The 23,837-nt window shown below is 74.1% G+C and carries 22 protein-coding genes and 1 riboswitch; of the genes, 4 read left to right on the plus strand and 18 right to left on the minus strand.

Annotation, left to right across the window (positions count from 1 at the left end):
- Positions 1-97 precede the first annotated feature (97 nt).
- From aroB to ACYVD5_RS09075, 5 genes are all read right to left on the minus strand, one after another.
- Positions 98-1,186: a 3-dehydroquinate synthase gene (gene aroB / locus ACYVD5_RS09055; RefSeq protein WP_461000496.1), complete on the minus strand. Its 1,089-nt coding sequence runs from the start codon at positions 1,184-1,186 to the stop codon at positions 98-100.
- Positions 1,183-1,707 carry a shikimate kinase gene (locus tag ACYVD5_RS09060; RefSeq protein ID WP_461000497.1) on the minus strand — a complete coding sequence of 175 codons (525 nt, stop codon included), beginning with the start codon at positions 1,705-1,707 and terminating at the stop codon, positions 1,183-1,185. The genes aroB and ACYVD5_RS09060 overlap by 4 nt, the downstream gene beginning before the upstream one ends.
- A gap of 56 nt (positions 1,708-1,763) precedes the next feature.
- Positions 1,764-2,948, minus strand: coding sequence for a chorismate synthase (aroC, locus tag ACYVD5_RS09065; protein WP_461000498.1), 1,185 nt, complete (start codon positions 2,946-2,948; stop codon positions 1,764-1,766).
- 69 nt (positions 2,949-3,017) lie between these two features.
- The gene (locus ACYVD5_RS09070) at positions 3,018-3,851 is read right to left on the minus strand and encodes a prepilin peptidase (RefSeq protein WP_461000499.1); all 834 of its coding nucleotides are present in this window, start codon (positions 3,849-3,851) and stop codon (positions 3,018-3,020) included.
- A 24-nt stretch (positions 3,852-3,875) separates the two neighbouring features.
- Positions 3,876-4,580 (minus strand): SseB family protein, encoded by a 705-nt coding sequence (locus tag ACYVD5_RS09075; RefSeq protein ID WP_461000500.1) that lies wholly within the window; start codon positions 4,578-4,580, stop codon positions 3,876-3,878.
- A 192-nt stretch (positions 4,581-4,772) separates the two neighbouring features.
- Between ACYVD5_RS09075 and ACYVD5_RS09080 the strand changes: the two genes are divergently transcribed.
- The 4 genes from ACYVD5_RS09080 (at position 4,773) to ACYVD5_RS09095 (ending at position 10,666) form a co-directional block, all read left to right on the plus strand.
- Positions 4,773-5,318, plus strand: coding sequence for a YceI family protein (locus ACYVD5_RS09080; RefSeq protein WP_461000501.1), 546 nt, complete (start codon positions 4,773-4,775; stop codon positions 5,316-5,318).
- A 165-nt stretch (positions 5,319-5,483) separates the two neighbouring features.
- Entirely contained in the window at positions 5,484-5,825 is a 342-nt protein-coding gene (locus ACYVD5_RS09085) for a DUF2470 domain-containing protein (RefSeq protein WP_461000502.1), read from the plus strand.
- An 861-nt stretch (positions 5,826-6,686) separates the two neighbouring features.
- Positions 6,687-9,434: a protein kinase domain-containing protein gene (locus ACYVD5_RS09090; protein ID WP_461000503.1), complete on the plus strand. Its 2,748-nt coding sequence runs from the start codon at positions 6,687-6,689 to the stop codon at positions 9,432-9,434.
- 329 nt (positions 9,435-9,763) lie between these two features.
- Entirely contained in the window at positions 9,764-10,666 is a 903-nt protein-coding gene (locus tag ACYVD5_RS09095; RefSeq protein ID WP_461000504.1) for an aldose 1-epimerase family protein, read from the plus strand.
- A gap of 55 nt (positions 10,667-10,721) precedes the next feature.
- Here ACYVD5_RS09095 and ACYVD5_RS09100 read toward each other — a convergent pair whose 3' ends face one another.
- The 13 genes from ACYVD5_RS09100 to fmt all read right to left on the minus strand — a co-directional run bounded on the left by ACYVD5_RS09100 (position 10,722) and on the right by fmt (position 23,692).
- The gene (locus tag ACYVD5_RS09100) at positions 10,722-11,363 is read right to left on the minus strand and encodes a nucleotidyltransferase family protein (RefSeq protein WP_461000505.1); all 642 of its coding nucleotides are present in this window, start codon (positions 11,361-11,363) and stop codon (positions 10,722-10,724) included.
- Between the two features lie 208 nt (positions 11,364-11,571).
- Entirely contained in the window at positions 11,572-12,732 is a 1,161-nt protein-coding gene (locus tag ACYVD5_RS09105) for an XdhC family protein (RefSeq protein WP_461000506.1), read from the minus strand.
- Entirely contained in the window at positions 12,725-13,864 is a 1,140-nt protein-coding gene (locus ACYVD5_RS09110) for a vWA domain-containing protein (RefSeq protein WP_461000507.1), read from the minus strand. The genes ACYVD5_RS09105 and ACYVD5_RS09110 overlap by 8 nt, the downstream gene beginning before the upstream one ends.
- Positions 13,861-14,814 (minus strand): AAA family ATPase, encoded by a 954-nt coding sequence (locus ACYVD5_RS09115; RefSeq protein WP_461000508.1) that lies wholly within the window; start codon positions 14,812-14,814, stop codon positions 13,861-13,863. Before ACYVD5_RS09115 ends, ACYVD5_RS09110 begins: the two co-directional genes overlap by 4 nt.
- Positions 14,815-14,963: 149 nt before the next feature.
- Positions 14,964-15,098: a hypothetical protein gene (locus ACYVD5_RS09120; RefSeq protein ID WP_461000509.1), complete on the minus strand. Its 135-nt coding sequence runs from the start codon at positions 15,096-15,098 to the stop codon at positions 14,964-14,966.
- Positions 15,099-15,247: 149 nt separating this feature from the next.
- Positions 15,248-15,658: a PH domain-containing protein gene (locus tag ACYVD5_RS09125; RefSeq protein ID WP_461000692.1), complete on the minus strand. Its 411-nt coding sequence runs from the start codon at positions 15,656-15,658 to the stop codon at positions 15,248-15,250.
- A 166-nt stretch (positions 15,659-15,824) separates the two neighbouring features.
- Positions 15,825-16,328 (minus strand): 6,7-dimethyl-8-ribityllumazine synthase, encoded by a 504-nt coding sequence (ribH, locus tag ACYVD5_RS09130; RefSeq protein WP_461000510.1) that lies wholly within the window; start codon positions 16,326-16,328, stop codon positions 15,825-15,827.
- Between the two features lie 90 nt (positions 16,329-16,418).
- Positions 16,419-17,858 carry a GTP cyclohydrolase II gene (gene ribA / locus ACYVD5_RS09135; protein WP_461000511.1) on the minus strand — a complete coding sequence of 480 codons (1,440 nt, stop codon included), beginning with the start codon at positions 17,856-17,858 and terminating at the stop codon, positions 16,419-16,421.
- A 107-nt stretch (positions 17,859-17,965) separates the two neighbouring features.
- The gene (locus ACYVD5_RS09140; protein WP_461000512.1) at positions 17,966-18,580 is read right to left on the minus strand and encodes a riboflavin synthase; all 615 of its coding nucleotides are present in this window, start codon (positions 18,578-18,580) and stop codon (positions 17,966-17,968) included.
- Positions 18,581-18,690: 110 nt separating this feature from the next.
- Positions 18,691-18,821: riboswitch (FMN riboswitch) on the minus strand.
- 38 nt (positions 18,822-18,859) lie between these two features.
- Positions 18,860-19,897, minus strand: coding sequence for a phosphatase PAP2 family protein (locus ACYVD5_RS09145; protein ID WP_461000513.1), 1,038 nt, complete (start codon positions 19,895-19,897; stop codon positions 18,860-18,862).
- A gap of 214 nt (positions 19,898-20,111) precedes the next feature.
- Positions 20,112-20,795, minus strand: a complete 684-nt coding sequence (gene rpe / locus ACYVD5_RS09150; protein WP_461000514.1) for a ribulose-phosphate 3-epimerase — start codon at positions 20,793-20,795, stop codon at positions 20,112-20,114.
- A gap of 110 nt (positions 20,796-20,905) precedes the next feature.
- Positions 20,906-22,456, minus strand: coding sequence for an RsmB/NOP family class I SAM-dependent RNA methyltransferase (locus ACYVD5_RS09155; protein WP_461000515.1), 1,551 nt, complete (start codon positions 22,454-22,456; stop codon positions 20,906-20,908).
- Between the two features lie 303 nt (positions 22,457-22,759).
- Positions 22,760-23,692, minus strand: coding sequence for a methionyl-tRNA formyltransferase (gene fmt, locus ACYVD5_RS09160; RefSeq protein ID WP_461000516.1), 933 nt, complete (start codon positions 23,690-23,692; stop codon positions 22,760-22,762).
- Between the last annotated feature and the right edge of the window lie 145 nt (positions 23,693-23,837).

Here is a 23,837-nt window from a genome sequence, read left to right on the forward strand (position 1 = left end):
GGCGCGGTGCGCGCGCAAAAGCGCGCGCGGGGGCCTGCCGCCGCCGTCGTACTCGCAGTCTAGTGGGTATCGCCGGTGCGGGCGTTCACGTCGGGTTTCACGCGTCGGCGCTGCCGACGGCCGCGTAGGCGGCGTCGAGGCGTTCGTCCGGCGGCCCGGTCAGCACGGCAGGCTTGCCGAGCCCGTCGAGGACGATGAAGCGCAAGGTGGAGCCGCGCGCCTTTTTGTCCACCCGCATGTTCCGCCGCAGCTCCTGCCAGGCCCGGGCGGGGTATCCGGTGGGCAGGCCCACCGCGGCCAGCACGCTGCGGTGCCGGTCGACGAGGTCGGCGCCGATACGGCCGTCCAGGCGCGCGAGCTCGGCCGCGAAGACCATGCCGATGGCCACCGCGTAGCCGTGCCGGAACGTGTAGTCCTCGGCGCGCTCGACGGCATGGCCCAGGGTGTGGCCGTAGTTGAGGAACTCCCGGCGGCCGGATTCGCGCAGGTCGGCCGATACGACATCGGCCTTGACCGCGATCGCGCGCTCGACGAGTTCGCGGGTGTGGCGCCCCTCGGGCCGGGTGGCGCCCTCGGGGTCGGCCTCGACGAGGTCGAGGATGGCGGGGTCGGCGATGAACCCGGCCTTGATGATCTCGGCCAGGCCGCCGATGTAGTCGGCGGTGGGCAGGCCGCCGAGCGTGGCCAGGTCGCACAGCACCCCGGCGGGCGGGTGGAAGGCACCGACCAGGTTTTTGCCCTCGGGGGTGTTGATTCCGGTTTTGCCGCCCACGGCCGCGTCGACCATCGCCAGCAGGGTGGTGGGCACCAGCACGCAGCGGACGCCGCGCAGCCAGGTGGCGGCGACGAAACCGGCCAGGTCGGTGACTGCGCCGCCGCCCACGCCCACCACCGCGTCGGTGCGGGTGAAGCCCGCCTGGCCCAGCCGGCTCCACAGCCCGGCGGCGACCTCGGCGGTCTTGGCGGCCTCGCCCTCGGGCACGGGCAGCGCAAGGACGGTGTAGCCGGCCGACTCCAGGGCGCCCGCGACCGGACGCGCAAGCTCGCCGAGCCCGGCCGGGTGGATCACGGCGACCTGCTCGGCGCGCGGGCCCACCAGCTCAGGCAGTTCAGCGAAGATGCCGCTGCCCACGACGACGTCGTAGGGTTCGGCCGCGCCGCCCACGCCGATGCGGGTGGCGCTCACTGGTCGCCGCCCTGGCGCGCGGGCAGGCCCTCGACGATCGTGTCGACGACCTCCTCGGGGTGGTAGCCGCTGGTGGACACGGTCGCCTGCGCCAGGCCTTCGTACAGCGGCAGCCGCTCGTCCAGCAGCTTGCGCAGCCGGGTGCGCGGGTTGCCGGCCAGCAGCGGGCGGGGGGTGTCCAGGCCGACCCGTTTGGCGGCGTCGCTGAAGTCGACCTGCAGGTAGACCACGTGGTGCCGGGCGAGGTCGGCGGCGGTGGCGGAGTCGAGCACCGCTCCCCCGCCCAGCGCCACGACACCGTCCCAGTTGGCCAGCGCTTCGGCGACGATCTCGCGCTCCAGGGCGCGGAAGGCGGGCTCGCCGTCCTGGACGAAGATGTCGCCCACCGGCTTGCCGGCGCGGGTCTCGACCTCGGTATCGGTGTCCAGCAGCGCCGCGCCCAAGCGTTCGGCCAGCGCCCGGCCGACCGTGGTCTTGCCCGCGCCGGGCGAGCCGATCAGGACCGCGATCGGTGTGCTCATCGGTGTCTCCTCGGTTGTCGGACGGCCGGTGGGCCCAGGCCGCGCCCGGTCTGCCGCTACCGGATCTCCAGCGTATCCAGGTAGGAGCGCGCGTTGCGGGCGGTCTCGGCCAGGGAATCGCCGCCGAACTTCTCCACGGCGGCCTCGGCCAATACCAGGGCGACCATGGCTTCGGCCACCACACCGGCGGCCGGCACCGCGGTGACGTCGCTGCGCTGGTGGTGGGCCTGCGTGGGTTCGCCGGTGACCACGTCGACGGTGTCCAGCGCCCGCGGGACGGTGGCGATGGGCTTCATCGCGGCCCGCACCCGCAGCGGATCGCCGGTGGTCATACCGCCCTCGACGCCGCCGGAGCGGTTGGTACGGCGCCGCACGCCGTCGGTGCCGGGGTCGGGCTCGATCTCGTCGTGGGCGGCCGAGCCGCGCCGGGCGGCGGTGCGGAAACCGTCGCCGACCTCGACACCCTTGATGGCCTGGATGCCCATGAGCGCACCCGCCAGCCTGGAGTCCAGGCGGCGGTCCCAATGCACGTGGCTGCCCAGCCCCGGCGGCAGGCCGTAGGCCAGCACCTCCACGACACCGCCCAGGGTGTCGCCGGCCTTGCGCGTTTCGTCGACCTCGGCCACCATGCGCTCGCCGGCCTCGGGGTCGAAGCAGCGCATGGGGTCGGCGTCGATTCGTTCCAGGTCGCCGGGCTCGGGCAGCGCGGACTCGTCGGCGCTGATCCCGCCCATCGAAACGACATGGCTGAGCACCTCCACCCCCAGCGCCTGGCGGCAGAACGCGCGGGCGACCTCGCCGAGGGCCACGCGCGCAGCGGTCTCGCGGGCGCTGGCGCGTTCCAGCACCGGGCGGGCCTCGCTGTGGCCGTACTTCTGCATGCCCACCAGGTCGGCGTGGCCGGGGCGGGGGCGGGTCAGCGGGGCGTTGCGGGCCATGCCCGCCAACTCCTCGGCGGGCACCGGATCGGGCGACATGACCCGCTCCCATTTGGGCCACTCGGAGTTGGCGACCTCGACGGCCACCGGACCGCCTTGGGTCAGGCCGTGCCTGATACCTCCGACGAGGGTCACCTCGTCCTGTTCGAACTTCATCCTGGCCCCACGGCCGTACCCGGCGCGACGGCGGCGCAGCGCGGCGGCGATGTCGTCGGAAGTGACGGCGACACCGGCCGGAAGGCCCTCCAAAATCGCGACGAGTGCCGGTCCGTGGGACTCTCCCGCAGTCAGCCAGCGCAACATGGCCCGATCATTTCACGTGCTGCGGTGCCCGGGCACATCAGCCGCCCCGGATGCAGGCCGGCCCGGGACTCAGCCCGCCAGCAGCACGGCCAGCGCACCGCCGATCATGAACGGGCCGAAGGGGATCTGGGTGCGGCGGGTGGCGCGGCGCAGCACCAGCAGCACCACGCCGTAGACCGCGGAGCCGACGAACGCCGCAAAGGTGCCCGCGACCACCGCCCACGGTCCGGCGAAGCCCAGGTAGAGGCCGACCAGTCCGGCGATCTTGACGTCGCCCCAGCCCATTCCCGCCGGGTGGATGAACCACAGCAGCCAGTAGGTGGCGGCCAGAGCCGCCATCGCGCCCAGCGGGCCGAGTGCGGCCAGCAGCAGGTCGGCGCCGGTGGCCGCGGGCGCGCCGGGCGCCCCGGCACTGCACTGCAGGACCGCGGCGCCCATCACCAGCGGGACGGCGATGGGGTAGGACGGTGCGACGATCGCGTTGGGCAGCCGGTGCACCCGCAGATCCACGGCCGACAGCAGCGCTCCCACGGCCGCGAAGAACAGCAGCGCCACGAGCCAGAGCGGGTTGGCCGCGGCACCGGAGACCCCGGCGGCGGCGCCCGCGGCGGCGAAGAGCAGAGCCGTGGCGAGAGCGAGCCGCCCCGAGGCGGGCACCCGCTGCGCGCAGCCGGGGCAGCGCCCGTTGCGGGCGAACCCGCGCACCCGCGCCGCCGGCAGCCAGGCAGCGAACGGCACCACCGCACCGCAGTGCGGGCAGGCGGGCGGTGGCGGCGGGGCGTCGTCGTCGTGGCCGGGGTCGTGGCGGGCGAACAGGGGCACCAGGCGGCCGGCGGCGGCGCCGATGGGTGCTCCCGCAGCGGCCAGGAGCAGCGCCAGTGCGATGTCGATGGTGCCGGGCATGGGCGGCAAGGCTGCGGCCGGGGCTCAGCCGCGCCGCTCGGCGCGCACGACGGCACTCAGCTCCACGCCGCCGGGCAGGATCGGGGCGAGTTCGGCGGAGAGCCGGTCGGCGACCCGGCGCAGCGACTCGTCGTCGCGCCGCTCAAGTTCGAGGCGGATGCCGATGTCGGCGCGTTCGGACTCGTGGACCCGCACCCGGCCGATGCCGAACTCGGTGTGGGTGACCCGGTAGATCAGCGCGAGGATCTGCGGGTCCTCCTTGGGCGCCGGAACCGTGCCCTGCTCGGCCAGCGTGGTCAGAAAACGGCCCTGGATTGCGTAGGTGACGGGGCCGGAGACGTCGACGACCACGGCGTCGGCGCCCTCGTCCATGGCGGCGCGGCAGGCCTCGACGGCGGTGACCGGGACCGGGCGGGCGTCTGCGCGCCAGGCCCGGGCGGAGTCGACCGAGGTGAAGCCGAGGACACCGCGGCGCCCGTCCTGGCCGACCATCAGCGGCAGGGCGATGTCGCTGTTCTTCTCGTGCTCGCGGCCGGCCTCGTCCTGCTCGGTCTCGCCGGCAACGGCCACGACGGGCACCAGCAGCCGGGAGTCGCCGAGCGCGGCGAGTACCTGGCGGTCGCCGGCCTCGCCGCGGGAATAGGAGTCGAGTCGCTCGGCGACGGCGGGATCGGCCGATCCGTCGTCGTCGCGGAAGCGCTGCGCGCCGGAGATGGTGGGGCGGTTCACGACGGGTCTTGGCTCCTGCGTGTCGGGGCGAAACGCGCCCCCGTCAGATGTCCGCGCTCAGCTTAGCCAACCGGGGCGCGCACTCAGCCGGACACGCCGGGAGAGCCGAACCGGCGGACATTACCGGTAATGATCGGGAAACTACAGTTGGCGATAGTTGCAGGTGATGCCGCAGGCAGGGAGGACCGCGACATGTCCGACGAACAGCTCCAACCGGGGACCTGGCAGATCGATACCGCGCACTCGGTGATCGGGTTCTCGGTGCGCCACATGATGATCAGCCGCGTGCGCGGCCGATTCGAGAGCTTCGACGCCGCGCTGACCATCCCGGAGGATCCGATGCAGTCGTCGGTGCAGGCCACCATCGACGCCGACTCCATCAACACCGACAACGCAGAGCGCGACCAGCACGTGCGCTCCGCGGATTTCTTCGACACCGCCACCCATCCGCAGTGGCGGTTCGAGTCCACCGGAATCCGCACCTCCGGCGAGGACTTCGTCATGGACGGCGATCTCACGGTGCGGGGCAATACGCGCCCGGTGGCGCTCACGCTGGAGTTCAACGGGGTCACCCGCGACCCCTACGGCATGCTCCGGGCCGGTTTCCACGCCGAGACCGAGATCAGCCGCAAGGCGTTCGGGGTCGACATCGAGATGCCCATGGACGGCGGCGGGGTCGTGGTGGCCGACCGCATCAAGATCGAGATCGACGCGGAGTTCACCCGCCAGGAGGAGTGAGCGCACAGCGCGGCGGGCCGGGTGCTGCCGTCCGGCTGCCGCGGACGGCGGCGGCCGGGCGGCGCTGCGGCACCGGATGAGCCGGATGAGCCGGATAAACTCGTAGGCCCGCGGGCCGCCGGAAGGCGGCGCGCCGCGCAGGCAGCCACCACCCCGAGGAGCGCCGTGCCGACAGCACCGTTCACGGCCGACGCGGTCGCAGCGATCACGGCCCACATGAACGAGGACCATCCGCAGGAGACCCTGGTCATCTGCCGCGCTCTGGGCGGGGTACCGACCGCGACCGCCGCCCGGATGACCGGCCTCGACTCCGCGGGCGGCGATTACGCGGCGGTTGTCGGCGGGGCCGAGGCGGCCGTGCGCATCCCGTGGTCCGCCGAACTCACCGAACGCGGCCAGGTACGCCGCGAGGTGGTCCGGATGTACCGCGATTCCTGCGACCTGCTGGGCATCGCGCCCGGAGCGGGCGACGGCTCGGAAGCAGCAGACGGCGCCGCCGAGCACTGAGCGACCGGCATCGGGCCGGGCGCGTCCGGGCGCCCGGCGACGCGTGCTGATCGATCGGTTGGGTTTGTGTCGGTTGGAACACGGGTCCGCTCGGCGGCCTTGTCCTGGCCTTGTCCACGGTCGGCCGACTGGTGGTCCGGATTGAAACAGCAGCAACGGCCGCAGTCGGCTGGGGCGGGCGGTCACCCGGCGCACCCGAATGGTCATGCGGAAATGCCCGGATTTTAAAGCCGACGCCGAAAACGACCATAGGTACAGGCTCAACTCCGCTGTGCGGCCTTGTGGCCGGTCGGGTGGCGGGTGGTCTGCGGGGAAGGCAGCAGTGGGGGCGGCGACGGGCTTCGGCGGCAGCCGGCGGTGCCGTGGGCGGACGGTAGCGGCCGTAGCGGGGAGGCGGCGGTGGCAGCCGGAGCGCAAACCGGTCATATCAGGAGCAATCAACCACTCTTGAGGGTCGCAGTGTCTGACATAACGGACACGCGCGCGCCCACCGGCCCACCGCCGTCCTTGGTGCCGCATTTCACCGGAGACCACCCGCCGCCCGGCAGATCACAAGGCCGCACAGTGGACCGTCGCCGTCCGCCACGTGAACAGCGCCGGCGCCGCGAGTCTGATCACTCCCGTTCCTGTTTCTGATGCTGATCGCCGCTGGACGTCCGCACCTACTCCGCGTACTCCAGATCCGAGGGGCCTGCCCCCGGCGGGGCCAGGGGCCGGAATCAGGGTCGAATCCGGGTCGCCCTCCAAGGCCGCCCGGTGCGGCCTCGCCTATCCTGTAAGGGGTCAGCCCTGGCCCGGCGCCGCCTCGGCGCCCGGTACCGCCACCGCCCCGCGAGACCCCCGAGAGACGCCGCCACGACGATGGTCGAACCCGAGTCCGCAGACCCCGACTCACCCACCCGCAACATCGAGCCCGCCGCCACGACGACCCGGCTCGGCAACGACCGTGCCGCCACGCGGTGGGTCACCCGTATCCTGCGCCCGCGCAGCGGGCAGGAGCCCGCCGCGCCCACTGCGCCCACCGTCTCCGGCACCGCGCCCGCGCGCGAGAACACCCGTGCGCTCACCCGCGCGGGCCTGACCCGGACGGGCCCCGCGGCCGATGCCGCAGGCGGCGCCGCCGGCGCGCAGGCGGCGCCCTCCTGGTGGCGCCGGCTACTCGCTCCGCTGTTCGCCTGGTTCCCGCGGCTGGTCTCGCGGGTGGTGGTGGGCCCGGCCGGCGAAATCGACTACGCGGTACCCGCCGAACTGCGCCGCAGCTACACCGTGCTCGAACGCATCGGCGCCGGCGGCGAGGCCGTGGTCTACCTCGCCGAACCCGCCGGGACCGCACGCAGGCAGGCGAACGGCGATGGCGCCGCCGATGGCGGCACAGGGCACAGCGGTACCGGCGGTGCCCCGCAGCGCCGGGTCGCGCTGAAGGTCTACCGCCCCGGCCACGACCTCAACCGCGAACTGCTCGACCGGCTGCGCACCCGCGGCGGGGGCGACCCGCACACCCCCGCCATCCACGGCTACGGCCGTGCTCGCAGCTCCTGGGGCGAGGAGGTGGCCTGGGAGGCCCAGGAGTACTTCGCCGGGGGCTCGCTGCGCTCGGTGATGGAACGCGCTCCGGTCGACGACGCAACCGCGCGCGCCGTGGTCGCCGCCGTCGCCGACTGCCTGCACCACTGGCAGGACGAGCTGCAGCACAACCACACCGACGTCAAGCCCGAGAACCTGCTGGTGCGCTCCGCCGAACCGCCGGTGTTCGCACTCACCGACTTCGGCGGGGCGGTGCGGGCCACGATGAGCCGGGTCTACGGCGGTCTGGCGATCACCGAGGCCTACGCCGCACCCGAAGTGGTCGAGGGCCGGCGCGAGGCCCCGGCCGCATGGTGGTCGCTGGGCATCATGGTGCACGAGCTGATCGCCGGTCGGCGTCCCGAGCGGGGCGAGAACTGGTTGACCGCGCGCAGCACCGAGATCGACGTCTCGGCCATCACCGACGAATCCTGGCGGCTGCTGGCCCGCGGCCTGCTCACCCCCGCGCCGTCGGCGCGCTGGGGCCACGACCAAGTGCGCCAGTGGCTGGCCGGCGAGCGCCCCGCCATCGCAAAGCCCCGCCGCCACGCGCCCATCCGCTTCGCCGACGCCTCCCACGACGACCCGCCCAGCCTCGCCTTCGACCTGCTCGACCGGTGGGACCGCGGCGAGGTGTGGCTGCGCACCCACTGGCCGACCCTGCGTACCTGGCTGGACCGCGAGGTCAACGACTACACCTTCGACCGCGGCTACCTCACCGGCCTCGACGCCCACCCCGAGCGGGTGCACCTGGCCATCAGCGCCCTGGCGGCGCGGTTCGTCCCGGGCATGCCGCCGCGCTTCCGCGGTCTGGAGATCAGCGCCGAAGGCGTGCTGGCGCTGGCCCAGGGCGGGCACAGCCGCCACGCGGTGCTGCGCGAGGCGCTGGAGTTGGGAGCGCTGGACCTCGCGGCCAAGCACTGGTGCGGCCACCCGGGCTGCCGTGCCGAGGCGGCCGGCCGCTGTGCTCCGCTGGAGCATGTCCAGCACGAGGTGCCGCTGATCATGCGCCAGGTCGAGGCCACCGTGGGCGGGCTGGCGTCCGGCCCGGCCGGGGCCGCCGGCGCCGCCGACCTACCCGGCCACGCCTGGGACGGCGCTTGGGCGCTGGCCACCGAACTGGTGCTGTCGCCCGACGCGGCGAGCCGCGAACGGGGGGTGCTGCGCGCGCAATCCTGGCATCCGCGCCACCGCAGCCCGGCGCCGCACGTCGACTGGTGGCGCGAACAGCGCGACACCGGGCTGCGCCGCCGCTCCGGCGATGTCGCGGCCAATGCGGCCCTGGTCACCGCATCGCTGCTGCTGCCCGTGGCCACCCGGTTGGGTGCCGTCCAGCGCGAGCGGGACCGCCAGGACAGCCGCGCCCGGCGGCGCGACCGCTGGGCGGCCGTCTCCGGCGCCGCGGCCGACCGCTGGCAGCGGGTGCGCGAGCGCGCGGGCGGCGGCACACCGGCGGATGACGAGTCCGGCGGCGGCCGGCCGGGCACCGCTCCCTACGGCTGGGCGGGCAACGCCTACGGCCGCCCGCTCACCGAGGCCGAGCAGCGCAAGGCGCGCCGCCGCGAAGAGAAGGAGCGCACGCGGGTCAACCGCAGCATGCGCCAGATCGAGCGGGCCCAGGGGGCCGGGCGCTGCCGCCGGTTCGCCTACCCGGCCGCCGCGGTCGGGTTCGCAGACGCGCTGGGCCGGCTGGTGCGCTCCGGCGGTTTCTACCCCGAACGGCCCGGCCCGCTGGCCGACGCCTACACGGGGTGGGTCGAGTTCACCCGCAGCACCGCGGTCTCGGGAATCTCAGGCGCGGCCGACGCCGTGGTGGGGCTGCTGCCGGCGGGGATCTCCGCCCAGTGGTGGCTGCCGGCGCTGCTGGGGGTGCTGCTGGTGGTGCTGGGCCGGACTGCGGCGGGGCAGGCCCGCGCCCGCACGCGGCTGATGGCCTACCGGCTCGCGGTCGCGGGGTCGGTGGCGATGCTGCTGGTGGTGGTCTCAACCGGTCTGCTGATGGTGGGCGCGGCTGTGCTGATCCCGCTGTACAACCTGCTGGGCTGACCCGGCTGCCCCCGGGTAGGGCGCCGCCGTCCCGGTCGGCGGCGCCCGGTCCGGCCGCCCGTGCGCCCGCGGCCGCGGGCCGGCAAGCCGTGTGTGTGCCCATGCCAATGCGCGGGGCGTCCTGCGGCGCGCGGGGCCGCGCTGGTTCCGCCCCACTCGGCGGGCTCCCCCATATGCCCGCCAGGGGCCGGAGAGTGCCCGGAGAACGCCGCGGGAGTGGGAATCCCTCCCTGGTACGGCCCGCGCTGTAGGGCGGCGGCCCACCAAGCGCGGCCTGTGGGGGCTATCATCGCCCGGGATTCGGAAACGGCAGGAGAAGGGCGGCTCGCGTGGGCGATGCGATCGAGTTGGCGGCAGGAGACTACCGGGCGGTCGTCAGCAGGCTGGGTGCGGGCATGTGCCGGCTCGCCTGGGGCGGCGAGGAACTGATCTGGAGCTGTCCGCCCGACGCGCCCCCCGCCAACTTCAAGGGCCGGCTGCTGGCTCCCTGGCCCAACCGCATCGGCGACGGCCGCTACACGTTCCAGGGCGCCGAGCACCAACTGGAGATCAACGAGCCGCAGCGCGGCACCGCCCTGCACGGGCTGGCGCACGCCCTGGCGTGGCTGCCGGTGGAGATCGGCTCGGACCGGGCCACGCTGACGTGCGTGCTCGACGGCGCTACGGGCTACCCGTTCCGCATCGAGCTGACCGCGTCCTACGAGCTCGACGCGGCCCACGGCCTGGCGGTCACCATCGAAGCCCGCAACACCGGCGGCTCCGCGGCCCCCTACGGCGTCGGCGCCCACCCCTACCTTGCCGTCGACTCCCCGCTGGACGAGGCGGTCCTGCGCCTGCCCGCCGCCTCCCGGCTGCCCGTGGACGAGCGGCTGCTCCCCTCGGGCCCGCCCGAACCGGTGGCGGGTACCGAGCACGACTTCCGCACGCCCCGGCGGGTCGGCGCGACCATGTTCGACACCGCCTTTACCGACCTGGACCGCGGCGCCGACGGCCTGGCCTGGACGGTGCTGTCTGCGGACGGGGGGTCTGCGGCGGTGTGGGCCGACTCCTCTTACGGTTGGCTGCAGGTGTTCAGCGCCGACGGGCTGCCCGATGGACGGCACCGGCGCGGCCTCGCCGTGGAACCCATGACCTGCCCGCCGGATGCGTTCCGGTCGGGCACCGACCTGGCCGTGCTGGAGCCGGGCGAGCAGACGCGGTCGCGCTTCGGCATCACGCGCCTGGCGGACTGACCGGGGAGGGCTGGCGCCCGCCCCTGCCGGCTCGGCGGGCGGGTAGGCGGCCCGGTCAGCCGGAGTGGGGCGGGGCGGCGGAATGCCGGGCAAGTTTTGCCTGCAGCCGCTCCAGGTCCTCGGGGGTGTCGATGTCGTCGGGGCTGGCGATATCGTCGCAGGCGACGTTGGTCACCAGGTGGGAGTAGGCGCGCAGGAACGGGCGCGCTCCCACGTCGCCCTCGGCGAGCGCGTGGACGCTGGGCCAGTGCTCGCGGCCGAGCAGCACCGGGTTGCGGAGGTTTCCGGCGTAGGTGGCCGCGGCCGCGCGCGCACCGACGGCATAGGCCGCGAGCAGCCGCTGGACCGCCGCCGAGGTCACGAACGGCTGGTCGGCCAGCGCCACGACCACGGCATCGATGTCGCCGGGTAGGGCCGCCAGCCCCGCCCGCAGCGACGAGCCCAGTCCGCTCTCCCAGTTGGGGTTGTGGATGGAGGCCGCCTGTTCCACCGCGACCTCGACAGCCCCCGTCACGACGTAGACCGGCGCGCAGCCGCCTTCGCGCAGCAGCCGCCCGCCGCGGTCGGCGAGCCGTTCGCCGCCGACCTCGACCAACGCTTTGGGGCGGCCCAGCCGGCGCCCGGCTCCTGCGGCCAGCAGCAGCCCGGCGACCGGCGCGCCGGCGGCACCGTCCTTGCTCTGCTCGCGTGTCGTCATGGCGCGATAATGCCATGTCCGGTGCCGCCTGCAGCCCCCGGTATCGGACCCGGGGCGCCGATACTCCGCGGGAAACCCCCTCCTTCGGGACGATCCGGGCGGGTCGGCGCCCGGGATCACATCCGGAGCTGTCCGGTTGTGGCCTCCTCATGGCGGTACAGCCGGGCGTGTCGCACAGCTGCCGCCGAACCCGCGCCGGACACCGATATCACCTGGAATGCCCCGCCGAAACCGGCCGGGCACCCGCCGCCGCCATGCCGGCGAGCGGCTCGGTGTGGATGCGCCCGGTGGTCGCCGAAAGCGGCCGGCCGGTGCCGCCCCAGCGGGTCTGGATGAGCTCGGCGGCGATGGAGACGGCGGTCTCCTCGGGGGTACGCGCGCCCAGGTCGAGGCCGATGGGCGAGCGCACCCGCTCCAACTGCTCCTCGCTGAGTCCGGCTTCGCGCAGCCGGGTGAGGCGGTCCTCGTGGGTGCGCCGGCTGCCCATCGCCCCGATGTATCCGGCCGGTGTGCGCAACGCCACCTCCAGCACCGGCACGTCGAACTTGGGGTCGTGGGTGAGAACGCACACAGCGGTGCGCTCATCGATCTGCGCCTCGATCTCACCGAGGAACACATGCGGCCACTTCACGACCACCTCGTCGGCGCGCGGGAAGCGCTTGGTGGTGGCGAACACCGGGCGGGCGTCGCACACCGTGACGCGGTAGCCCAGGTAGGCGCCGATGTCGGCGACGGCCGCGGCGAAGTCGATGGCGCCGAAGACCAGCATGCGCGGCGCCGGGGCGAACGACTGGACGAAAACCTCCAGTTCGTCGCCGCGCCGCTGGCCGTCGGCGCCGTAGCGCAGGATGCCGGTGCTGCCCTGGGCGAGCATGCCGCGTACGTCGTCGTCGACCGCGGCCTCCAGGCGGCTCCCGCCCAAGCCGCCTTCGGCGCCATCGGGCCAGACCACCCGGCGCGCGCCCACGTGCCCGGGGCCCCCGGCGACCGTGGCCACCGCGACGGGCCGGTGCGCTTCGATGTCGGCGATGACGGCGCCCAGGAGCGGGGTGCGTTCGGGATCGATCGGCTCGACCAGCACCTGCAGGGTTCCCCCGCAGGTCAGCCCGACGGCGAAGGCGTCGTCGTCGCTGACGCCGTAGGTGGCGCGGGCCGCCTCGCCGGTGGAGATCACCTGCTGGGCCAGTTCGTAGACCGCACCTTCGACGCAGCCGCCGGACACACTGCCGGCCACCTCGCCTCCGGCGCCCACCGCCATGGCCGCCCCGGCCTCGCGGGGCGCACTGCTATAGGTATCGATGACCGTGGCCAAGGCGAACGTGTCGCCGGCTGCGTACATGTCGGATACGGCGGCGCGGATGTCACGCACGGGGCTCTCCTCCCTCGCGCCCACCGCCGATCACGGCGGTGGCGAGCTGCTCCAGCGCGTCCAGGCTGTGCCCGGACACGAAGTCGTCGATGTGCGGCCAAGCGGCGCGCATCCCCGCGGTCAGTGGCGCGTAGCCCGGCTGCGCACTGTGCGGGTTGGCCCAGACTATGCGGTGCGCGAGCCGGGCGAGCCGGGCCATTTGGGCTCCCAGCAAGGCGGCGTCGCCGCGTTCCCAGCCGTCGGAGGCGATGATGACCAGGGCGCCGCGTGCCGCGCCGCGCCGGCCGTACAGGTCCAGGAACTCCTTGAGCTCGCTGCCCAGTCTGGTCCCGCCGCTCCAGTCGGGGATCGCCTCGGCGGTGGCGGCCAGGGCGGACGCCGGGTCGCGCATCCGCATCTGGGCCGTGAGCCGGGTCAGCCGGGTGCCCACGCTGAAAGCCTCGGTGTGGCGGGGGTGGCCCCGCACCACGGCGTGGGCAAGGCGCAGCAGCGCGTCGGCGTAGGGCGACATGGAACCGCTGATGTCGATGAGCAGCACGACACGGCGGGGCCGGGTGGAGTGGCGCCGGCGCGGCAGCCGCATCGGTTCGCCGCCGGTGCGCAGCGCCGCACGCAGCATGCGCCGGTGGTCCAGCCGGCCGTGCGGGGCGGGTTCGAGGCGCCGGGTGCGGCGCCGGGGGCGGTCGGCGCTGATGCGCGAGACCAGCCGGGCCACCGCGGCGCGCTCCTGGCGGGTGAGGGTGGCGAGGTCGGCTGAGCGCAGGACCTCGGTGTCGCCGGCGGCGAGCAGGCCGGTGTCGCCGGTCTCGGCCCCGGATTCGGCGGGCGGGTTCCACATGGCCTGGGCGGTGGTGGTCACAGTGCGGCTGCGCTGGGCCGGGTCGGGCTCGGCGCCGCTGAAGTAGTGGGCGAAGCAGGCGTCGTAGCGGGCGAGGTCGGCGCCGCAGGAGCACAGGGTCAGCCGCCCGGCCCAGTAGACGCGTTCGGGCCGGGTGATGCCGAGGGTGTCCGCGGCGCTCAGGAAGGCCGCGGCGCGGCCGGTGTCGGCGCTGACCCCGGCTGCGCGCAGGGTGCGGACGAACCCCAGCAGGGTTTCGGTGGTGTCGCGGGTTGCGGCCTGCACGGCCATCATCCCGCCGGCACCGTGTCGTGTCCGTTGAGCAGTGCCGCGAGCCGCAGCTGGACGGCTTCGTGGTCCTCGCGGTGTTTGACGAGCGCGCCGAGGCTGCGGGCCGCGGAGTCGGGGTCGAGTTCGCGGGCGCCCAGGGCCACCAGCGCCGCGGTCCAGTCGATGGTCTCGGCCACGCCCGGCGGTTTCACCAGGCCGGCACCGTCGGTGCCGGGCGTGCGCAGCCGCTGCCCGGCGGCGGCGACCTGGCGGACGAGGCGGTCGGCGGCATCGGGCAGGCGGCGGCGGATGATGGCGGTTTCGCGTTCGAAGCCGGGGTTGGGCATCCAGTGGTAGAGGCAGCGGCGCTTGAGCGCGTCGTGGACCTCGCGGGTGCGGTTGGAGGTGAGCACGACCACGGGCGGGGTGGCGGTGTGCACGGTGCCGAGCTCGGGGATGGAGATGGTGAAGTCGGAGAGGAACTCCAGCAGGAACGCTTCGAACTCGTCGTCGGCGCGGTCGATCTCGTCGACCAGCAGCACACCGGGGCCGGCGGGGCCGGTGCTGGCCTCCAGCGCGCGCAGCAGCGGCCGGGCCAGCAGGAACCGGCGGTCGTACAGGTCCGATTCGAGCTGTTCGGTGTCGGCGGCGGCCGCGCTGCCGGCCGCTTGGGCCGCGCGCAGGTGCAGCATCTGGCGGGGGTAGTCCCAGTCGTACAGCGCCTGGGCGGCGTCGATGCCCTCGTAGCACTGCAGCCGGATCAGGGGCGTGCCCGTGACTGCGGCCAGCGCCTTGGCGAGCTCGGTTTTGCCCACGCCGGCGTCGCCTTCGAGGAACAGCGGACGGCCCATGCGCACGGCCAGGAAGCACGCGGTGGCCGCGCCGTCGTCGGCCAGGTAGTCGTGCTCGTCGAGCCGGCGGGCGAATTCGTCGGGGCCGGTGATCGCACCGGCGGCCCCGGGCATCTCAGGCATCGGTCCGCGTCTCCCTTCGCCTCAGCTCCAGGCTAGACGCTACGCGGAATCGGCGCGGCGCACCCGCGGCCGCGCGGAGCCGCGGGCACGGTTGCCATTGCCGGCTGCGGGGCCGGCACGGGCCCGCCCGGCTGCGTGGCCGGGCGGTGTCACAGGGCGACGCGGCTGACCAGAGCGTCTGCTACGGCGATGCCCATCACGGTCGCCCAGAGCAGGGTCCTGGCCCGGGTGTTGCGGGGACGCCGGCGGTAGGTGCGCCGCGGGCGCCGCATCTCGGAGTCCATGTCTCCAGCAAGCGCCACTGCGGCGACTGCGTCAACCCGCCGAACCGCTACCGGCGCGCCGCGCGCAGGCCCGAACCGCCGGAGGCGTCCGGGCCTTTGCGTTCCGGGCCGGGGTGCCCGGTGGCTCCGGGGCCGCGGCTCGGGGACACTCAGTACGGGCGGTCGGGTTCCTCGGCCTCGCCGCGGTTGCGCAGCAGCGCCTGGAAGTCCTCCAGCGCCCGGTGGGCCAGGGCACCGTCGTTGCTCTGGATGCCCATGACCGCGAGTGTGGAACCGTCGGCGAGGTCGATGGTGGGCCAGGGCTCGCCCACCGGCATGCGGGCGTCGATGATCTCGGGCCACTCCAGCACGTGGGTGCGGATGCTGTTGACCACGGTGACCCCGGACTCGGTGGCTTCAAGGCGGGGACGGGCCAGCAGGTGCAGCACACCCGCCCCCACAAGGCCCAGGGCGCCCAGGCCGAGCCGGTCCGACAGCCGCCAGTCCGGCGGCAGCGCCACGGCCAGCAGCACCATGGTCACCACGATGAGTGCGGCCAGGGCGTAGCCGACCAGGCGCATGTTGCGCGGCCGCCACGTGGCCGGCAGCGCCGAACCCGGCTGCCGGGGCGCATCGCCTTCCTGCACGGAACCTTTTTCTCCTTGACTCGCTTCGTCGGCGTCCAACCGCCTGCCCCGCTTTCTCGCTGTGCTGTGGTCGGGCGGCGGGACCACTCACCGGCTCGGATCACCGGCTCGGAGTGGGGACCCGTCCGTCGGCGGTGCGCAGCCCGTGCAGGACGGCGGCGGTGTCGACGGCCGCGGTGGCGGCCTCCCAGCCCTTGTCCTCGGAGCTGCCGGGCAGGCCGGCGCGGTCGCGCGCCTGCTCCTGGGTATCACAGGTGAGCACACCGTTGGCCACGGGGGTCGACTCGGCCAGCGCGACTTCGGTGAGGCCCTGGGTCAGCGACTGGCAGACGTACTCGAAGTGCGGGGTTCCGCCGCGGATCACCGCGCCCAGCGCCACGACGGCGTCGTGGGTGCGGGCGAGCTGCTGGGCGACGACCGGCAGCTCGACCGACCCGGCGACGTGGACGACATCGGGCTCTTCGGCGCCCCAGTGCGCCAGCGCCTCGCGGGCGCGGGCGAGCATGGGCTCGACCACTCCGGCGTTCCAGCGGGTGGCCACGATGCCCACGCGCAGGCCTGCGGCGTCGACCGCGTGTTCCTCGGGGCGGCCTGTTCCGCTCATCTCGTTTCCTTCCGGTGCTGTTGGGCGGTTGGTGCTGCGGATGCTGCGGGTGCTGTGGCCGATCCTGCCCGGCTCGGAGCCGGGTCCCGGTCAGGTCGCGGCGACGATGCCGGGCAGGTCGTGGCCCATCCGGTCGCGTTTGGTCTGCAGGTAGTGCAGGTTGTCGCGGGTCACTGCGCTGGGCATGGGGATCCGCTCGGCGACGGTGATGCCGTGTGCGTGCAGCCCGTCGGTCTTTTTCGGGTTGTTGCTGAGCAGCCGCACCGAGTGCGCGCCGAGATCGGCGAGGATCGCCGCCCCGGCGCTGAAGTCGCGGGCGTCGGCGGGCAGGCCCAGTTCCAGATTCGCGTCGACGGTGTCGGCTCCGGAGTCCTGCAGCCTGTAGGCCTGCAGCTTGTGCAGCAGCCCGATTCCGCGGCCCTCGTGGCCGCGCAGGTAGACCAGGATGCCGCGGCCCTCGGCGGCGATGGCGGCCATGGCGGCCTCCAGTTGGGTGCCGCAGTCGCAGCGGTGGGAGCCGAACGCGTCGCCGGTCAGGCATTCGGAGTGCAGCCGCACCAGCGGGTCGGCGGCTGCGGCGGGGTCGCCGAAGACCAGGGCGACGTGCTCGGCGCCGTCGGCGGTGCCGCGGTAGCCCACCGCGCGCCATTCGCCGTGGCTGTTGGGGATGCGGGTCTCGACCGCCCGTTCCACCAGCGCAGGCGGGCCCGCGGGGGCGGGGGCAACGGGCACGGTGGGTACGGCGGGCGCGCCGGGCGTGCCGTCGACCGCAACAGGCGTGCCGTCGACCTGTCCCGCAGCCGCGCCGGTGCCCGACGCCTCGATGTGGTGCACCAGTTGGTCGATGGAGACCAGTCGCAGCCCGTGCTCGTCGGCGAACTCGCGCAGCCGCGGCAGGCGCGCCATGGTGCCGTCGTCGTCGACGACCTCGGCGATGACCGCGGCCGGGCGCATGCCCGCCAGCCGGGCCAGGTCGACCGAGGCCTCCGTGTGGCCGCGGCGGGCCATTACGCCGCCGGGCCGGTAGCGCAGCGGCAGCACATGGCCGGGCCTGCGGAGGTCGCCTGCCGCGGTGCCCGCGCCGGCGAGCAGGCCTATGGTGCGGGCACGGTCGGCGGCGGAGATACCCGTGGTGATACCGGTGCGCGCATCCGCGGTGATGGTGTAAGCGGTGCGCAGGCCCTCTTGGTTGTCGGGGGTCATCAGCGGCAGTTCCAGCCGGTCCAGGTCCTCACCGAGCATGGGGACGCACACCAGGCCCGAGGTGTAGCGGACGGTGAACGCGAGCAGCTCGGGGGTTGCGGCCTCGGCGGCGAAGACGATGTCGCCCTCGTTCTCGCGGTCCTCGTCGTCGACCACGATCACCGGCCGGCCTGCCGCGATGTCGGCGATGGCCGCGGTGATGTCGTCGAGCAGGAGCGCGCCGTGCGCCGCTGCGGGAACGGGCCGGGGGCCGTACCCGTCGGCGGGGGCGGGCCGGCCCGTTTCGGACCGGTCGGTTGCGGCGGTGCTGGCGGCGGTGCTGGTCATCGCTGCTGGGACTCCTCGGCCGTTGCCTGCGGTGGGTGCGGTGGCTGCGTGGGCGGGCGGGCGCTGCGCCGAAAGCGGCGGGGGCCCGGCATCGGCCGGCCCGCCCATCAGGCGCCCGCCTGGGAGTGGGCCATCAGGCTCTCGACGTACTTGGCGATGACGTCGGCCTCCAGGTTCACCGGGGCGCCGATGCCCTTGGTGCCCAGCGTGGTGAGGTCGAGCGTGGTGGGGATGAGGCTGATGGTGAAGCTGTCGGCGGCCACCTCGGCCACGGTCAGGCTCACGCCGTCGACGGTGATGGAGCCCTTCTCGACGACATAGCGCGCGAGGTGGGGCGGCAGCGAGATCCGCACGGTCTCCCACCGCGAACCGCTGATGCGTTCGACGACCTCGGCTTTGGCGTCGACGTGGCCCTGCACGATGTGGCCGCCGAGGCGGTCGGAGACCTTGGCGGCGCGCTCCAGGTTGACCGGCGAACCGGTGGTCAGCGCGCCGAGGCTGGAGCGGTCCAGCGTCTCCTTCATCACATCGGCCGCGAAGTGGTCTTCTGCGGTTTCGGCGACGGTGAGGCAGACGCCGTTGACGGCTATCGAGGCCCCGTGTGCGGCATCGGCGGTGACGAGCGGGCCGCGCACACGCAGCCGAAGCGCATCGCCCGCGAAATCCCCCGCCTGCGTGATCTCGGCGACCTCACCGAGTTCTTCGATGATTCCGGTGAACACGTGCCATCCATCCCCTTACCCGAATCAGGCTCCGGGGGTGGCGTGCAGGCGGTCAGGTCCGCACTGGGGATCGGGGAAGGCGGGCGGCACCCGCGGTTTCGTTCGATCCCACGCGTACTGCCTCCCATCCGGACTTTAACCGTCGGTACCGGAATTCCACCGGTTCAACCGGCCGATGGCATCGGCCGGGTCGCGGACTGTCACCGCCGGTTCGGACTTTCACCGACCCCGGAGCACGCGTTGAGTCAACTTCTCAGGAGAACAGTCTGCCACGTCGGCTCATTCCCCGCCCTGCGCGGGGCCGCCCGCCGGCGTGCCCGCGCCGGGCCGCCCGGCCAGGCCCATCCGGCAGTAGAGCTCCGGCGCGCCCGCTGCGCTCCATGCCCCCAGCAGGGCAAAGACCAGGAACTCGCGCAGGGCGCCGACCGCCCCGGCGGCTTCGGGGACCGCCGCGTGCACCACGGCCAGGATCAGCACGATCCCGGAGATACCAATCACATAGCGGGCGGCGCGCGAGACCAGCGGCCCCGCAGCGGTGTACCAGCCGCGCGCGGCCAGCACGGACAGGCCGGCGACACCGCCGAAGAAGCCCCCGGCGACACCGGCGGTGTGCTCCAGCGAGGTGCTGTTGAGCCCGGGCGGCACCGATCCGGTCCACGCCTCGGGCGGGGTCCAGCCTGCGTAGAAGAGGGCCTGCCAGCAGGCGGCCACCAGCACCGGGGCCGCCGACAGCGCCAGCGCCGCCGCGAGCTGTGCGGGCAGGCTCAGGCGGCGCCAGCGGGCCAGCACCGCGTCCTCGTAGCGCAGCGCCGCCCATAGCAGCGCGGCGGCCACGGCCCAGCCCGCCAGCAGGTCGGTGATGAAGTGCGCGCCGAGGTAGATCCGCGACAGGCCCACCACAGCCACCAGTACGGCCGCCGCGGCCCACACGCCCCGCGCGGGCACGCGCGGCGCGAGCCGCCCGGGGATGGTCAGCGCCAGATAGCCCCACAGTGCCAGCGAGGTCACGGCGTGCCCGGAGGGGGCTCCGAAGGTTCCGGGCGTGGTCAGCGACCGCACACCGTGGTGGTACCAGGACGGCCGCGCGCCGTGCAGCACGATCTTCAGCAGGTCGTTCACCAGCGCGGCGCCGGAGGTGACGACGAATGCGCGCGACCCCAGGCCGGCGTGGACGCTCCAGAACAGCAAGGTCACCAGCGCCAGCAGCACCCCCTGGGAGCCGAGCGCGCTGACCGCATGCATCGGCGGTTCGAGCCACCCGCCCCAGCCCTGGACCCACTCCACAACGCCGGCCTCGGCGCCCCACACCGCGTCCATGCACACCTCTTAGCGAACTCGGAGCCTGGAGCGCGCCTTATCCGGTGCGTTCCGACACCGGATTCCAGACCTCGGGGATGCGATCTTAGACGCCCACCGGGTGATCGCCCAACCCCGCGCAGTGGCCCGGCCCGGGTACGGGCGGGGACTGCGCGCGGGGGGCCGGGGCCGCCGGCGGGCGCTGCCCGGCCGCGTCCCTGCGCCGACCGGCCGCCTACAGGCCGGCGGCGGCCGTTCCAGCGGCTTTCTCGGCCTGGGCGCGCAGCGACCGGACCGCCGCGGCGGGGTCGTCGGCCTTGTACACCGAGGAGCCGGCCACGAAGACGTCGGCGCCGGCTTCGGCGGCGCGCTCAATGGTGTCGGCGCCAACTCCGCCGTCGACCTGCAGCCAGACCGATCCCCCGGCACCGGCGACCAGCTCGCGGGCCCGGCGGATCTTCGGCAGTACGAGATCGAGGAACCGCTGCCCGCCGAACCCGGGCTCGACGGTCATCAGCAGCAGCATGTCGACCTCGGGCAGCAGGTCGGCGTAGCCCTCCAGCGCGGTGCCGGGGTTCAGTGCCAGCCCGGCGCGCGCGCCCTGGCGGCGGATCTCCCGCAGCGTGCGCACCGGGGAGCGCGCGGCTTCGGCGTGCACGGTGACGCTGCCCGCGCCGGCCTCGGCGTAGGCGGGCGCCCAGCGGTCGGGGTCCTCGATCATCAGATGGCAGTCCATCGGCACGGACACCGCTTTGAGCAGCGATTCCACCACCGGTAGGCCCAGGGTGAGGTTGGGCACGAAGTGGTTGTCCATCACGTCGACATGCAGCCAGTCGGCTGTGTCGGCGACCGCTGCGGCCTCGTCGGCGAGATGCGCGAAGTCGGCGGAGAGGATGCTGGGTGAGATTTGGATTGCCACGGGCCCGAGTCTATTAGCGGGCGCGGTGCCTGCTTGCGGCCCCGCCGCCGGTGCGGCGCGGCGCGAGCGCCGGACGGCGGGCCGCGGCCCGCGGGGCCGCGCCGGCGGAGTCACCGTTTGCGCAGCAGCGCGAGGAACATGGCGTCGGTGCCGTGGCGGTGCGGCCAGAACTGGACGTAGTCGCCGCCGGCTCCTGCGGCGATGCCGGGGACCTCGCCGAGGTGGTCGGCCGCCCGCAGCACTTCGGTGTCGGAGCGCTCGGCGAGGACGGCCTCGACCACCCCGCCGGTCTCGGGCAGGTACGGCGAACACGTCACATAGGCGACCACCCCGCCCGAGCGCACGGAGTCGAGCGCGCTGCGCAGCAGGTCGCGCTGCAGGGGGGCCAGGTTCTCAGCCGATTCCGGGGTGCGGCGCCACCGCGACTCCGGGCGGCGGCGCAGCGCGCCCAGGCCGGTGCACGGTGCATCGACCAGCACCCGGTCGAAGGCGCCGCTGCGCCAGGCCGGGCGGGTGGAGTCGGCCACCACGACGCGCCCGCAGTCGTGCACGGACCGCTCGACAGCCTGGGTGACCAGGCCGGCGCGGGCCGGCTGTACCTCGGCCGCCACCAGGCGCGCGCCGCGCTGGCCCGCCAGGCCGGCGAGCAGGCCCGACTTGCCGCCGGGGCCGGCGCACGCGTCGAGCCAGCGGGCGTCGCCGCCGGCGCCTTCGCCGCCCTCGGCGGCCTCGACGCTGACACGGGTCAGCGCCAACGCCACGAGTTGGCTGGCTTCGTCCTGGACGGCGGCGCGGCGCTGGCGGACCTCGCGCAGGGCGGCCGGGTCGCCTTCGGTCAGATAGGCGCCGTAAGGCGAGTAGCGGGCGGCGGTGGCACCGCCGCTGAGGAGGTCGGCCGTCGAGGCGCGCCCGGGCTTGGCGACCAGGGTCACCTGCGGCCGCTCGTTGTGTGCGGCCAGCAGCTGCTCGGTCTCGGCGAGCGGGACGCCGCCGGCCGACGGGTCGTCGCCCAGCGCTGCGGCGAGCGCCTCGACCATCCAGCGCGGGTGGCTGTGGACGACACTGAGGTAGCCGACGGGGTCCGCGGCGCGCTCGGGTGCCACCACGGCCGTCCACTCGTCCAGGGTGCGGCGGCCGACCTTGCGCAGTACGGCGTTGGCGAAACGGCCCCGGTGGTGGCCGACCACCCGGCGTGCCAGGTCAACGGTCGCGCTGACGGCGGCATGCGGCGGGATGGCGGTGGAAAGCAGCTGGTGGGCGCCCAGCCGCAGGGCCGGCAGCACCTCGCTGTCGACCGACTTGAGGGAGCGGTCGATGCAGGCGTCCAGGATGGCGTCATAGGTGCCCTGCCGGCGCAGCGCGCCGTAGGTCAGTTCGGTGGCCAGGGCCGCGTCGCGTCCTTGGATGCCGCGTTCGCGCAGCATCGACGGCAGGAGGAGATTGGCGTAGGCGTCGCGGTCCTGCACCGCCCGCAGCACGTCGTAGGCGACCCGGCGGGCGGGGTCCTTCGGAGCGGGCGGCGCGTTCTTGGGGCCCTTGGTGTCTTTGCCGTTCTGGGGGTTCTTGGCGCCGGTGGAGCCGTTGGCGTTACCGGCGCCGCCGGCGCCCTTGCCCCCGTTGCGGCGGGACGAACGGTAGGGCGATCGGGAACGGTCACTCACGTGGCACTCTGCCTTCAGCCTCGCCGGGGATCTGCGATCGGCCCGTGCACACGGCAACCCGGCCCCGGCGAATCGGGATCGGTTTCGAGATCAGAACCGGTTCGAGATCGGATCAGGATCGGGATCGGACCGGCTTTCGAGGATACTCACTCTGCGTACCCGGCGGAGTCAGCGGCGGACTTTTCCGGGTGCAGGCGGCCGGAGCGGGCGGCCGGAGCGCCCGGCACGCGTGCCGGGCGCCGGTGGTCGCGATGCCGCCGCCGGGTGCGGCGGGTGCGGCGGGTGCCGCGCGGCGCGGCAGGGTCAGGAGGCGCCCAGCACGTCGTCGTCGGTGGGGCGCACGCCGCGCGCCCAGTCGACGGCGGGCATGCGCCGCTTGCCCTGGGGTTGGACCTCGCCCAGTTCCACCGGGTGGGTGGCCGTTCCGGCGAACACGCGGTCCTTGGTGACGGCGGTGCGGCCGGGCGGCAGCGCGTCGGCGTCGGTGACCGGGCGGACCGGGCCCAGTTTCAGGCGTTCACCGCGGAAGGTGGTCCACGCTCCGGGAGCCGGGGTGCAGGCCCGGATGAGCCGGTCGACCCGCATGGCCGGTGCGCTGAAGTCGACCTCGGCGTCGGCGGAGGTGATCTTCGGCGCGAACGACACCCCCGCACCGCTTTGCGGGCGGGCTTCGAGTTCGCCGGCCTCGATGCCGTCCAGCGTGCGCAGCAGCAGGCCCGCGCCCGTTTCGGCGAGCCGGGCGAGGAGATCGCCGCTGGTGTCGTGCGGGCCGATCGGTTCGACGACCGAACCGAAGACGGGGCCGGAGTCGAGGTCGGGTTCGATGCGGAAGGTGGCCGCGCCGGTGAGGTCGTCGCCGTGCAGCACCGCGTGCTGCACGGGTGCGGCACCGCGCCACTGCGGAAGCAGGGAGAAGTGCAGGTTCACCCAGCCGTGCGCGGGGATGTCGAGTGCCTCCTGGCGCAGCAGCGCGCCGTAGGCCACCACCGGGCAGCAGTCGGGAGCGATGTCGCGCAGCCGGTCCAGGAACGCGGGATCGCTCGCCTTCTCGGGTTTGAGCACCTCGACCCCTGCTTCGTCGGCCACCTCGGCGACCGGGCTGGGCGAGACGTGCCTGCCGCGCCCCGAACGCGCGTCGGGCCGGGTCGCGACCGCGGCCACCTCGTGGTGGGACCCCAGCAGCGCCCGGAGTGAGGGCACCGCAGCCTGCGGGGTTCCTGCGAAGACCAGTTTCATGCGGACCGCTCTTCCTCACCGTTGCACCGATCGTGTACTGCCCGGTCCCTTGTTTACCAGCCCGCCCGCTGTTCCGGGCGCGCCTTGCCGTTCCCGCGCGCATCGGCGCAGCGCGGCGGGGGCGTCGGCGTGCTCTGGTAGACCT

The sequence above is a fragment of the Streptomonospora sediminis genome (assembly GCF_054778995.1).